Annotated in this window: 12 protein-coding genes; 5 read left to right on the forward strand and 7 right to left on the reverse strand. The window is 71.2% G+C overall.

What is annotated here, in order from left to right; genetic code table 11:
- Positions 1 to 11: 11 nt before the first annotated feature.
- The 3 genes from GFH48_RS11340 to GFH48_RS11350 form a co-directional block, all read right to left on the reverse strand.
- Entirely contained in the window at positions 12 to 308 is a 297-nt protein-coding gene (locus GFH48_RS11340) for a DUF4193 domain-containing protein (RefSeq protein ID WP_003997302.1), read from the reverse strand.
- Positions 309 to 701: 393 nt separating this feature from the next.
- The gene (locus GFH48_RS11345; protein WP_153288145.1) at positions 702 to 1,934 is read right to left on the reverse strand and encodes a sensor histidine kinase; all 1,233 of its coding nucleotides are present in this window, start codon (positions 1,932 to 1,934) and stop codon (positions 702 to 704) included.
- A gap of 6 nt (positions 1,935 to 1,940) precedes the next feature.
- Positions 1,941 to 2,594 carry a response regulator transcription factor gene (locus GFH48_RS11350; RefSeq protein ID WP_153288146.1) on the reverse strand — a complete coding sequence of 218 codons (654 nt, stop codon included), beginning with the start codon at positions 2,592 to 2,594 and terminating at the stop codon, positions 1,941 to 1,943.
- A 416-nt stretch (positions 2,595 to 3,010) separates the two neighbouring features.
- On the opposite strand from GFH48_RS11350, the gene GFH48_RS38520 reads away from it, so the two are divergent.
- Positions 3,011 to 3,184: a hypothetical protein gene (locus GFH48_RS38520; RefSeq protein ID WP_168530603.1), complete on the forward strand. Its 174-nt coding sequence runs from the start codon at positions 3,011 to 3,013 to the stop codon at positions 3,182 to 3,184.
- A 98-nt stretch (positions 3,185 to 3,282) separates the two neighbouring features.
- On the opposite strand, the gene GFH48_RS11355 is transcribed toward GFH48_RS38520, so the two are convergent.
- Positions 3,283 to 4,098: an inositol monophosphatase family protein gene (locus GFH48_RS11355; protein ID WP_153288147.1), complete on the reverse strand. Its 816-nt coding sequence runs from the start codon at positions 4,096 to 4,098 to the stop codon at positions 3,283 to 3,285.
- A gap of 9 nt (positions 4,099 to 4,107) precedes the next feature.
- Positions 4,108 to 5,235, reverse strand: a complete 1,128-nt coding sequence (locus tag GFH48_RS11360; protein WP_153288148.1) for a ferrochelatase — start codon at positions 5,233 to 5,235, stop codon at positions 4,108 to 4,110.
- Positions 5,236 to 5,411: 176 nt separating this feature from the next.
- On the opposite strand from GFH48_RS11360, the gene GFH48_RS11365 reads away from it, so the two are divergent.
- Together GFH48_RS11365 and GFH48_RS11370 are read left to right on the forward strand one after the other, a co-directional pair.
- On the forward strand, positions 5,412 to 6,650 hold the full coding sequence (locus GFH48_RS11365; protein WP_153288149.1) for an MFS transporter: 1,239 nt from the start codon (positions 5,412 to 5,414) through the stop codon (positions 6,648 to 6,650).
- Positions 6,610 to 7,929, forward strand: a complete 1,320-nt coding sequence (locus tag GFH48_RS11370; protein WP_153288150.1) for a D-arabinono-1,4-lactone oxidase — start codon at positions 6,610 to 6,612, stop codon at positions 7,927 to 7,929. The genes GFH48_RS11365 and GFH48_RS11370 overlap by 41 nt, the downstream gene beginning before the upstream one ends.
- Here the strand turns inward: GFH48_RS11370 and GFH48_RS11375 are convergent.
- On the reverse strand, positions 7,853 to 8,677 hold the full coding sequence (locus GFH48_RS11375) for a hypothetical protein (RefSeq protein WP_407698625.1): 825 nt from the start codon (positions 8,675 to 8,677) through the stop codon (positions 7,853 to 7,855). The genes GFH48_RS11370 and GFH48_RS11375 overlap by 77 nt on opposite strands.
- 438 nt (positions 8,678 to 9,115) lie before the next feature.
- Between GFH48_RS11375 and sepH the strand changes: the two genes are divergently transcribed.
- On the forward strand, positions 9,116 to 10,198 hold the full coding sequence (gene sepH, locus GFH48_RS11380) for a septation protein SepH (protein ID WP_153288151.1): 1,083 nt from the start codon (positions 9,116 to 9,118) through the stop codon (positions 10,196 to 10,198).
- Positions 10,199 to 10,338: 140 nt separating this feature from the next.
- Here sepH and GFH48_RS11385 read toward each other — a convergent pair whose 3' ends face one another.
- A complete protein-coding gene (locus GFH48_RS11385) occupies positions 10,339 to 11,190 on the reverse strand; it encodes a sulfurtransferase (protein WP_153288152.1) in 852 nt (283 codons plus the stop codon).
- A gap of 324 nt (positions 11,191 to 11,514) precedes the next feature.
- On the opposite strand from GFH48_RS11385, the gene GFH48_RS11390 reads away from it, so the two are divergent.
- Positions 11,515 to 12,318 carry a VOC family protein gene (locus GFH48_RS11390; RefSeq protein ID WP_153288153.1) on the forward strand — a complete coding sequence of 268 codons (804 nt, stop codon included), beginning with the start codon at positions 11,515 to 11,517 and terminating at the stop codon, positions 12,316 to 12,318.
- Positions 12,319 to 12,426: the final 108 nt, after the last annotated feature.

Here is a 12,426-nt window from a genome sequence, read left to right on the forward strand (position 1 = left end):
CCGACCCTGCCTCAGTCGCAGTCGCGGCAGATCGGCTGACCGTTCTTCTCGCGGGCCAGCTGGCTGCGGTGGTGCACCAGGAAGCAGCTCATGCAAGTGAACTCGTCCTGCTGCTTGGGCAGTACCCGGACGGCCAGCTCCTCGTTCGAGAGGTCGGCCCCGGGCAGTTCCAGGCCTTCTGCGGCCTCGAACTCGTCTACGTCGACGGACGACGTGGACTTGTCGTTACGGCGAGCCTTCAGTTCTTCAAGGCTGTCCGAGTCGACGTCGTCGTCGGTCTTGCGTGGGGTGTCGTAATCCGTTGCCATGTCGCTCTCCCCCTCTGGGTGTCTGCGGTGTCTCCAGCGCACGTAACGCGTGAGAGGCCGGACTTGTGCCCGACCTGAGGCGGAGATTTTGCCTCACATCAAGGTCTGTTACTCAATCGACACCCAACCGGACTCCTCGAGAGTGATCGGGTTGGATGGCGATGCGGACCGTACACGGTCTGAAGGTCGCACTTCAAAGGCGTCCCACCGTGTACTTCCCGTGATCAAGACCCCCGAAAACCCGGATTTTCCCGGCTTTCCGGCAGCTTGCGCGACCACGGAGAGTAGATGGCCGGAATATCGCCCTTGTGATCGATCACACACGGGCCTCCCGGATGGGCGACCAGAAAATTCCGCGCAAAGCGAACATCCTCGCGTGTGGGGGTCATGGTCTCAGATGGGAAGGGTGACTCGCATCACGAGACCACCTCCCTCGCGCGGCTCCGCGGCGATGTGGCCCCCGTGGGCACGGGCCACCGACCGGGCGATCGACAGGCCGAGGCCCACGCCCTTGTCGCTGCCCGTGCGCTCTGTCCGCAGCCGCCTGAAGGGCTCGAAAAGATTGTCGATCTCGTACGCGGGAACCACCGGTCCCGTGTTCGAGACCAGCAGGACCGCGTGGCCGTGCTGGACCACGGTCGTGACCTCGACCCAGCCGCCCTCCGGCACGTTGTAGCGCACCGCGTTCTGGACGAGGTTCAGCGCGATCCGCTCCAGCAGGACGCCGTTGCCCTGGACGACCGCCGCGGCGCGCTCCCCGCGGATCCTGACCCCCTTGGCCTCGGCCTCGCCGTTCACCTGGTCGACGGCCTGGGAGGCGACCTCGGCCAGGTCCACGGGTTTGCGCTCCACGATCTGGTTGTCGCTGCGGGCGAGCAGCAGCAGGCCCTCGACGAGTTGCTCACTGCGCTCGTTCGTGGCGAGCAGCGTCTTGCCGAGCTGCTGCAGTTCGACCGGCGCGCCGGGGTCGGAGAGGTGGACCTCCAGAAGCGTGCGGTTGATCGCCAGCGGGGTGCGCAGTTCGTGCGAGGCGTTGCCGACGAACCGCTGCTGGGCGGTGAAGGCGCGCTGGAGCCGCTCCAGCATGTCGTCGAAGGTGTCCGCCAGCTCCTTCAGCTCGTCGTCCGGGCCGTCCAGCTCGATCCGCCGGGACAGGTCCGAGCCCGCCACCGCGCGAGCGGTGCGGGTGATCCGGCCGAGCGGCGAGAGCACCCGGCCCGCCATCGCGTAGCCGAAGGCGAAGGCGATGATGGCGAGGCCGAGCAGCGCGAGCAGGGAGCGGCTGAGCAGGTCGTCCAGAGCGTGCTGACGCTGCTGGTTGGCGCACGCGTTCATCGCGGTGTTGAGCTCGCTCGCCGACGGCGCGGACGGGAAGTTGCAGGTGCTGCTTCCGACCTGGCCCGAGATGATCTTGAAAGGGAGCTCGCTGCCCACGTTCAGCGCCTGCGCGGCGAGCAGGTAGATGATCGACAGCAGCATGATGCCGGCGATCAGGAACATGCCGCCGTAGAGCAGCGTGAGCCGTATGCGGATGGTCGGGCGCAGCCAGGGGAACGGTGGTTCCGTCCGCCGGGGGTCCCAGGTGGGCTTCGGAGGCGCCGTGGAGGGCGCGGGCGTCGTGGCCACCGCCGCTCAGATCCGGTACCCGGAGCCGGGCACGGTGACGATGACGGGGGGCTCGCCGAGTTTGCGGCGCAGGGTCATCACGGTCACGCGCACGACGTTGGTGAAGGGGTCCGTGTTCTCGTCCCAGGCCTTCTCCAGGAGCTGCTCGGCGGAGACGACCGCGCCCTCGCTGCGCAGCAGCACCTCGAGGACGGCGAACTCCTTGGGCGCGAGCTGGACCTCCTTGCCGTCGCGGAACACCTCGCGGCGGTTGGGGTCGAGCTTGATCCCGGCGCGCTCCAGGACGGGCGGCAGCGGCACGCTCGTACGGCGGCCGAGGGCACGCACGCGTGCCGTCAGCTCGCTGAAGGCGAAGGGCTTGGGGAGGTAGTCGTCCGCGCCGATCTCCAGGCCCTCGACGCGGTCGCTGACGTCGCCGGAGGCGGTCAGCATCAGGACGCGGGTGGGCATGCCCAGTTCGACGATCCTGCGGCAGACGTCGTCGCCGTGCACGAGCGGGAGGTCGCGGTCGAGGACGACCACGTCGTAGTCGTTGACGCCGATGCGCTCCAGGGCGGCCGCGCCGTCGTACACGACGTCGACGGCCATGGCCTCCCGGCGCAGTCCGGTGGCCACCGCATCGGCGAGCAGCTGCTCGTCCTCCACGACGAGTACGCGCACGTCGCTTGTCCTTCCTCTGTCCACCCGCGCGGCGCCCTCTCGGCGCGCACGGGTGGGGGTCCGTCCCGGGTAAGACCTCCATCCTGCCTTTTTCGGCCATAAACCGGCTGTAAGACGGGTGAGAGGGCGCCCGTCCTGTCCGGTTCGGGGTCCCGGGAATGCGAGATTTTCTCGTCGGGTTGAGGTTTCCAGGGAAGAGAGCGGGGGGAGGACGGCTTTACACCCCGCGATCACGCTCTGCATGTGGCAAGCCACCTAGTGGTACGTCCAACCGCTTCCGCAGAGCGGGCGTGGGTGTCCGGCACCGTCGCCGCCCAGCCCGGGCAGCGCTGGGCACCCTCTGGAGACGTGATCGCCCCTTCCCAACGGCACACCCCCGTGCCATCGACCCACGACCCAGGACGAGGGGGCGCAGCATGGACGCATTCACCGCAGGACTTCTGCAGCGCATAAAGGCGACCGAGTCCGACCTGACGCGGGCTCGCGAGACGGGCGACGACTTCCTCGCGGAGGTCGAGCAGGCCGAGCTCGAGGACCTGCGTCGCCTCGCCGCCGAGCACGGTGTGGAGGTCGGCGCGACGCGCGTCTGATCGGTTCGTACGCGAGCGGGGCCCCGGTGTCGATCCAGTACCGGGGCCCCGCTTTCGTCCGCCGTGGCGGGGACGGCCGCCGTGCCGTCCGGACGCCGTCAGTCGTGCCAGGCGCCGAACTCCTCCAGGAGCCGCTGGAGGGGCTCGAAGACGCCCGGTGAGGCCGCCACCGCCAGCTCGCGCGCGGGCCGCTCTCCGGGGCGTCCACCGGTCAGGGCGCCCGCCTCACGGGCGATCAGGTCGCCCGCCGCGAGGTCCCAGGGGTGCAGGCCCCGCTCGTAGTACCCGTCGAGGCGGCCGGCCGCGACGTCGCACAGGTCGACCGCCGCGGAGCCGGAGCGCCGGATGTCGCGCAGCAGCGGGATCAGCCGCTGGGCGACGTCGGCCTGGTGGGTCTTGACCTCGCTCACGTAGTTGAAGCCCGTCGAGACCAGTGCCTGGTCCAGGGGAGGCGAGGGACGGCAGGTCAGCCGGCGCTCGCCGACCCAGGCGCCGGTGGCCCGGGCGCCCCGGCCGCGCACCGCGTGGTAGGTCTCGCCGCGCATCGGTGCCGTGATGACGCCGACGACGGTCTCGCCGTCCTGTTCGGCCGCGATGGACACCGCCCAGGTCGGCAGTCCGTAGAGGTAGTTCACCGTGCCGTCGAGCGGGTCCACGACCCAGCGGATGCCGCTGGTGCCCTCGCTGGCGCCGCCCTCCTCACCGAGGAAGCCGTCGTGCGGGCGGTGCTGGGAGATCAGGTCGGTGATGAGCTTCTCGGCCGCGATGTCCATCTCGGTGACGACGTCGATCGGGCTGGACTTGGTGGCGGCGACCGTGAGGTCGGCCGGGCGCCCGTCGCGCAGCAGCTCGCCGGCACGGCGGGCGGCGTCGTGCGCGAGCTGGAGCAGTTCGGTGTGCAGGGGCTCGATCACGGGGCTCCTCTAGGCGTACGGGCTGTCGGCGCCCGCGGCGGCGGGCTTGGGGGCGCGGGCCGGGCAGCAGCCCACCGGACACAGGTCCCGGCTCGGGCCGAGGGTGCCGAGGACGCAGGGGGCCGGCCGCCGCCCGTTCTCGGTCGCGGCGCGTTCCAGGACGAGGTCGCGGACCGTCGCGGCGAACCGGGGGTCGGCGCCGACGGTCGCCGAGCGGCGCACCGGCAGCCCGAGCTCCGCCGCCTTTGCCGTGGCCTCCGTGTCGAGGTCGTACAGCACCTCCATGTGGTCCGAGACGAATCCGATGGGGGCCATCACGACGGCCGGGACCCCGGCGCCGTGCAGCTCCTCCAGGTGGTCGCAGATGTCGGGCTCCAGCCAGGGGATGTGCGGCGCTCCGGAGCGCGACTGGTAGACGAGCCGCCAGGGGTGCTCGGTCCCGGTCTCCTCGCGCACGGCGTCGGCGATCAGCCGCGCCACGTCCAGGTGCTGCCCGACGTAGGCGCCACCGTCGCCGTGGTCCTCGACGGGGCCGGAGGTGTCGGCCGCCGCGTCCGGGATCGAGTGCGTGGTGAAGGCGAGGTGCGCCCCCTCCCGTACGTCCTCGGGCAGGTCGGCGAGGGACTTCAGGACGCCGTCGATCATGGGGCGCACGAATCCGGGATGGTTGAAGTAGTGCCGCAGTTTGTCCACCCGGGGCGGCTCCAGTCCCTCGGCCTCCAGCGCGGCCAGGGACTCGGCGAGGTTCTCGCGGTACTGGCGGCAGCCCGAGTACGAGGCGTAGGCGCTGGTGGCGAGGACGAGGACACGGCGGCGGCCGTCGGCGACCATCTCCCGCAGGGTGTCGGTCAGATAGGGCGCCCAGTTGCGGTTGCCCCAGTACACGGGGAGGTCCAGGGCGTGCTCCGCGAAGTCCTTGCGGAGGGCGTCGAGCAGGGCACGGTTCTGGTCGTTGATGGGGCTGACCCCGCCGAACAGGAAGTAGTGCCTACCCACTTCCTTGAGGCGTTCCTTGGGGATGCCTCGCCCACGCGTCACGTTCTCCAGGAACGGAACCACGTCGTCCGGGCCTTCGGGGCCGCCGAACGAGAGCAGGAGCAGGGCGTCGTAGGGGTGGGCATCGAGCGCATCTGGCATGCGTCCGATCCTGCCATCCGCCGTCGGCGGCGGGACGACGGCCACGGGCGGGGCGGGCCCGAGGAGTGCATTAGGGTCACCTAACCCGTAAGCTGTATCGGCTACCTTCACGCCTTACCGGAGTTCGGTCGCCCCTGGTGACCGGGTGGCCGGGCCGAGCCCACCGGAGACACCCCGTGCCCAGCCCGTACAGCGCCCTGTTCGCCGCCCCCGGCTCGAAGGGCTTCTCCGCCGCGGGCTTCCTCGGGCGGATGCCGCTGTCGATGATGGGCATCGGCGTGGTGACGATGATCTCCCAGCTCACCGGGCGCTACGGGCTCGCCGGCGCGCTGACGGCGACCATGGCCCTGGCGGCCGCCGCGCTGGGTCCGCAGGTCTCCCGGATGGTGGACCGGTACGGGCAGCGCCGGGTGCTGCGACCCGTCACCCTGTTCGCGCTCGCCGCGTCCGCCGGGCTGCTGTGCGCCGCGCGTTTCGCGTGGCCGGACTGGGTGCTGTTCGTCTGTTCGGCCGGGATCGGCTGCGTGCCCAGCATGGGCGCGATGGTCCGGGCCCGCTGGGCCGCCCTCTACCGGGACACACCGCAGCTGCACACCGCGTACTCCTTCGAGTCCGTGGTCGACGAGGTCTGCTTCATCGTCGGGCCGATCCTCTCGATCGGTCTGTCCACGGTGTGGTTCCCCGAGGCCGGGCCGCTGCTCGCGGCCTGCTTCCTGGCGGCCGGCGTCTTCTGGCTGACGGCCCAGCGGGCCACCGAACCCGTGCCGCATCCGCGCGAGCAGCACGGCCGCGGCTCGGCGATGGGCTCGGCCGGACTCCAGGTCCTGGTGGCCACCTTCGTCGCGACGGGGGCGATCTTCGGGGCCGTCGACGTGGTCACCGTGGCCTTCGCGGAGGAACAGGGGCACAAGGGTGCCGCGAGCGTCGTCCTGGCGCTGTACGCGGCCGGCTCCTGCCTGGCGGGTGCCGTGTTCGGGCTGTTGCACTTCAAGGGGGCACCCGAAGGCCGGTGGCTGCTGGGCATATGCGCGATGGCCGTGAGTATGATCCCCCTCCTACTGGTCGGAAACTTGCCGTTCCTGGCCGTGGCGCTGTTCGTTGCGGGGCTTTCCATCGCTCCCACGATGATCACGACGATGTCCCTCATCGAACAGCACGTACCACGCGCGAAACTGACCGAGGGCATGACCTGGGTGAGCACCGGACTCGCGGTCGGGGTCGCGCTCGGCTCCTCCGTGGCCGGCTGGGTGATCGACGCCGCCGGTGCGAAGGCCGGGTACGGGGTTCCGGCGGTGTCCGGGGCCGTCGCGGTCGCGGTCGGTTTCCTCGGGTATCGCCGGCTGAAACGGCCGGTTCCGCGGCGGGAGGGGACCCATGAGCACCACAGTGAGCGGGAAGAGCGGCACGTGGCGTAACTGGGCGGGGAACGTCACCGCCCGTCCCGTACGGGAGGTCACCCCCGCCTCGGTCGAGGAGCTCTCCGCCGCGATACGCGCGGCCGCCGACGAGGGCCTGACCGTGAAGGCGGTCGGCACCGGGCACTCCTTCACCGCCGCCGCCGCGACCGACGGCGTGCTGATCCGCCCCCAGCTGCTGACCGGCATCCGCGCACTCGACCGCGAGGCCGGCACCGTCACCGTCGAGGCGGGCACCCCGCTCAAGCGCCTGAACCTGGCGCTCGCGCGCGAGGGACTGTCGCTCACGAACATGGGCGACATCATGGAGCAGACGGTGTCGGGGGCGACCAGCACCGGAACGCACGGCACGGGGCGCGACTCGGCCTCGATCGCCGCCCAGATCAAGGGCCTTGAGCTGGTCACCGCGGACGGTTCGGTCCTGACCTGTTCCGAGAAGGAGAACCCCGAGGTCTTCGCGGCCGCCCGGGTCGGCATGGGCGCCCTGGGGGTCGTCACGGCGATCACCTTCTCCGTGGAGCCCCTCTTCCTGCTCACGGCCCGCGAGGAGCCGATGACCTTCGACCGGGTCACCGCCGAATTCGACGAACTGTTCACCGAGAACGAGCACTTCGAGTTCTACTGGTTCCCCCACACCGGCAACTGCAACACCAAGCGCAACAACCGCAGCGCCGGTCCCGAGAGGCCCGTAGGACGGCTCGGCGGCTGGATCGAGGACGAGTTCCTCTCCAACGGCGTCTTCCAGGTGGCCAATCTGCTCGGCCGCGCCGCGCCCGCCGCCATCCCCGCGATCGCGAAGATCTCCAGCCGCGCGCTCTCCGCGCGCACGTACACCGACATCCCCTACAAGGTCTTCACCTCCCCGCGCCGGGTGCGCTTCGTGGAGATGGAGTACGCCGTCGCGCGTGAAGCCCTGGTCGACACACTGCGCGAACTGAAGGCGATGGTGGACCGTTCCCCCCTGCGGGTCAGTTTCCCCGTCGAGGTGCGCACCGCCCCCGCGGACGACATCACCCTGTCCACCGCGTCCGGCCGGGAGAGCGCCTACATCGCCGTACACATGTTCCGGGGCACGCCCTATCAGGCGTACTTCACCGCGGCCGAACGGATTTTCACCGCCCACGAAGGACGCCCGCACTGGGGCAAGGTGCACACGCGGGACGCGGAGTACTTCTCCGGGGTGTACCCGCGCTTCGGCGAGTTCACGGCGTTGCGGGACCGGCTGGACCCGGATCGGCGCTTCGCGAACGACTACCTTCGCCGGGTGCTGGGCTCATAGACGCGCTCGGCGTCGGGGTCGCGTCCGGCGTACCCGCGCCTGCGCTGGAACTCGGCGCCGGCGTGGGGGTCGTGGCCCCGTCCGCGCCGTTCGCACCGCTCGTCGCGCCGTCCGTCGCGCCGGAGCCGGGGTCCGAGGGCTGCCGGGAGGAACCGGTGGGCGCGGTCGTACCGGGAGTGCCGGACTCACGCGTGGAGTCCCCGCCCGTGCCGGACGGCCCGTGGCCGGAGCGGCTCCCCTGGAAGGCGTCGCCGACGGTGGTTGTGCTCGTCCCGTCCCCGCTGAAGCTCTGCCCGGAGACCAGTTCGTACGTGGTGACGCCCGCCATGGTGACGCCGAAGACGAGCGCCGCGGCGACCAACGGCCGCTTCCAGCTCGTGACCCGGGCGCGGTAGACCGTGCCCTCACCGAACTCCCCCGGCACGGACGGGGTGAACTCCCCCGTTCCCTGCGCCGGGAACGGCCGGTCCCCGGGCGCCGCCGGTTTCGCCTGGACGGTCACATCGCGGATCTGCTCGCCGGTGCGCTTGAAGAAGTGCTGGAAGACGGTGCCGCCGCAGGTGGCGACGACACTGACCAGGCCCGCGCCCAGGATCGTCCCGTAGACACCGAAGTAGGAGGCGAGTTTCGCGGCCACCACGGCGGCGACCGCGCTGCCCGCCACTTGCGGAAGGCTCAGATCCAGCCGCCTCCTCCCGGCCCCCGCCGCCGTACCCGGATCTTCCCCCGCACCTGGCATTCCCCGCATACCCGGACCTTGCCTGCCTTTCCCGTACTTGGTCGACCTACTGCACGAGAAAGGACGGCCGAACGAAACCTTTAGTTCCGTTTCCGCCGATTAGGTGAGGTACGCCACGTTTCATGGTCATGAAAGCGGCGCACAGGACGGCCAACTACCACCCCCCGCTAGAAGTTGGGCGGCGTGCCGATCCACGCACATGGCCCGAATGGAGTACTCTTGCGAGCCCTGGGTCCGGACTCCCGCCAGGGTGTCCGGGGCCTGCCAGGACCGCCGGGAGGGGGCTCGTTGCACAGGGTGATGGAGTTCGTCACTTAGCGTTGCAAATAGGTAACCGTGCCATAACGGCGAGCTCGGGCCCGTGCCCGACACGCCGGGCAACTCGGCAAGGTTGTGGCAGGCTGCACCCGGGCAGGCCACACTCGACTAGCGGAAGCAGCGACGCACGTGACGTCGGCAGGCACCACCCGGGAGGTCCCCATGCCGGAACTGCGTGTCGTGGCCGTCTCTAACGACGGCACACGGCTGGTGCTGAAGGCTGCGGACAGCACGGAGTACACGCTTCCGATCGATGAGCGTCTGCGCGCCGCCGTCCGCGGCGACCGTCCCCGCCTCGGCCAGATCGAGATCGAGGTGGAGAGCCATCTCCGCCCCCGGGACATCCAGGCGCGGATACGAGCCGGTGCCTCCGCGGAGGAAGTCGCCCAGCTCGCGGGGATCCCCGTCGACCGGGTACGCCGTTTCGAGGGGCCCGTGCTCGCCGAGCGCGCCTTCATGGCGGAACGCGCCCGGAAGACTCCCGTCCGCCGCCCCGGCGAGAACGCCGGACCACAGCTCGGTGAGGCGGTCCAGGAGCGGCTGCTGATCCGGGGCGCCGAGAAGGACACCGTCCAGTGGGACTCCTGGCGTCGCGACGACGGCACCTGGGAAGTCCTGCTGGTCTACCTGGTCGCGGGCGAACCGCACTCGGCGAGCTGGACGTACGACCCGCCCCGGCGGCTCGTCCAGGCCGTCGACGACGAGGCGCGTTCGCTGATCGGCGAGTCCGACGACCTCGCGGCGCCCGAGCCGAGCTTCCCGTTCGTGCCGCGCATCGCGCGACTGCCCCGGGACCGTCCGCTCGACCGCGCCCTCGACCGGCAGATGGAGCGGCCGAGCCTGCCGCCGTCCGAGCCGGTCGAGGAGAGCGCGGGCGACCGCGACTCGCTCACCAGCCTCCTGGAGGCGGTACCCAGCTTCCGGGGCGACATGGTGGTGCCCGAGCGGCCCTCCACCACGGAACTCCCGCCCGCGGAGGAGCCCGCCCCGGAGCCCGAGACGGAGGAGCCGCCGGCTCCCGCCGCCTCGGCCGGCGCCGGTTCCGCCTACGCGGACGTCCTGATGCCCCGCTCGGTCGGCAGCCACCGCGACCGTCTGGTCGGCGCGACCGACCGCCAGGCCGAGGCGGACGGCGTCCGCCCCGGCCGCAGAGCGGCGGTACCGAGTTGGGACGAGATCGTCTTCGGCACCCGGCGCAAGAAGCAGGACTGAATGAAGAAGCCGGCTCGAAGCGGCGGGACGGGAGTCCGGACGCGGCCGGAACACGACGACCGGCCTCTCGGCCGGTCACTCGTACGAGCGACGGGGCCCACACCGGATCGACGTCCGGATCGGTGTGGGCCCCGTCGTCGTCACTGGGGGTCGGCCCCCACCGCGACCGGACGGTTCCCGTCCCGCGACCACTCCGACCAGGACCCCACGTACAGCGCGGCCGGGATGCCCGCGACGGCGAGCGCCAGCACCTGATGGGCGGCGGAGACACCCGAGCCGCAGTAGACGCCGACCTCCGAAGTGCCGGTCGCGCCCAGGGACTTGAAGCGGTCGGCCAGTTCGGCGGCGGGCCTGAACTCGCCGCTCTCCGTGACGTTCTCCGTGGTCGGCGCCGACACCGCGCCCGGGATGTGACCGCCGACGGGGTCGATCGGCTCCACCTCGCCCCGGTAGCGCTCACCCGCCCTCGCGTCGAGCAGCAGCCCCGTCCGGGCGAGCGCGGCGGCTCCGTCCGCGTCGAGCAGCGAACGGGCCCCCGGCGCCGGGACGAAGCTTCCGGGAGTGGGCGTGGGAACCTCGGTGGACAACGGTCCGCTCCACGCGGCCAGGCCGCCGTCCAGGACACGCACCGACGGGTGACCTGTCCAGCCCAGCAGCCACCAGGCGCGCGCCGCGGCCCACCCGACACCGCCGTCGTACACGACGACGTCACGGTCGTCGGAGACGCCGGCGGCTCGCATCGCCGCGCCGAAGATCTCGGGATCGGGCAACGGATGCCGGCCGGCGTCACCCGCCTTTCCGGCCAATTCGGCGTCCAGGTCGACGAAGACCGCACCGGGGATGTGGCCTGCCTCGTAGGCGGCCCGGCCGTCGAAGGGCACGGCCCCGTCGGCCGTGGCCAGGGAGAGCTGCCAGCGGATGTCGAGCACGACCGGCGGGTTCGGCCCCGCCAGATCGCTCGCGAGTTCGGAGGCGGAGATGATGGCGTTCATGGCCACCATCCTCGCGTACGGGGTGGCCCCGGCGTCCAGCTCCGGCTACTGTGCTCGGCCGGACAGGTCCGATCACGAGGCGTACGGGATCGGGTACGTGCTGTACAGCCGATGGACACCCTGCGGCAATGGTGCGGAAACGGACGGGAAACGGCACATCGGGCATCCTCCGGCAGTGGACCGCGACATGACGGTGCGGCCAGGACGCGCAGGGTGACGGGTAGTGCGAGCATCGACACGGGGCGTGCACGCGCGCGGCTGCGGCACGCGTGTTGGTAGGCGGAAGGTGAACGGCCACCGCGAGGGGCCGAGGAGAGAGTGACGATGACCGAGGCACGGGGGCCGGCCGGCCTGAACGGCACAACGCACACTCGGCACGCGCCCGGCGTTCCCTGCTGGGTGAGTCTGATGGTGCACGCGATGGACACGACCCAGGAGTTCTACGGAGAGCTGTTCGGCTGGGAGTTCGAGCCGGGCCCACGGCAGCTCGGCCCCTCAGCGCGGGCCCTGCTGGACGGTCACGAGGTGGCGGGCATCGGCCAGATGCCGCCCGACCAGCATCTGTCGATCGCCTGGACACCGTACTTCGCCTCGGACGACGTGAACCAGACCGCCGAATCGGTACGGCACTGCGGTGGCACCGTGGGTGTGGGTCCGCTCGACGCGGGCGATGCCGGGCGACTGGCGATCGGTCTCGACCCGACCGGCGCCGTCTTCGGGATCTGGCAGGCGGCGGCGCATCTGGGCACCGGGATCATCGGGGTGCACGGCACACCTGCCTGGATCGAGCTGGTGACCCGTGACACCGAGAGCGTCGTCAAGTTCTACCAGGGCGTCTTCGGGCACGGGCTGGAGCCCGTCGTCTCGGCCGACTTCGACTACGTGACCCTCCAGTCGGGCGGCCGCGCGGTCGCGGGCATCCACGGCGTCGGTCACGGCCTGCCCCGCGACCGAGGCCCGCACTGGCTGACGTACTTCGAGGTCACGGATGTCGATGCCGCCGCCTCGCAGGTCACCGAACTCGGCGGACACGTCCTCAGGGCCGCCCACGACTCGGCCTACGGACGGGTGGCCACGGTGGCCGACCCGGAGGGCGCGGTGTTCTCGGTCATCCACACCGACCGCTGACGGACCCGCCGGAGCTCCCGTACGGCCGGACGCCCGCACAGCCGGACCGCGGGCGGGCAGCCGAGCGGGCGGCTCCGGTGGATGGCCGGCGGCGGTGTTCCCGACGCC

The sequence above is a fragment of the Streptomyces fagopyri genome, from assembly GCF_009498275.1.
GTDB lineage: Bacteria > Actinomycetota > Actinomycetes > Streptomycetales > Streptomycetaceae > Streptomyces > Streptomyces fagopyri.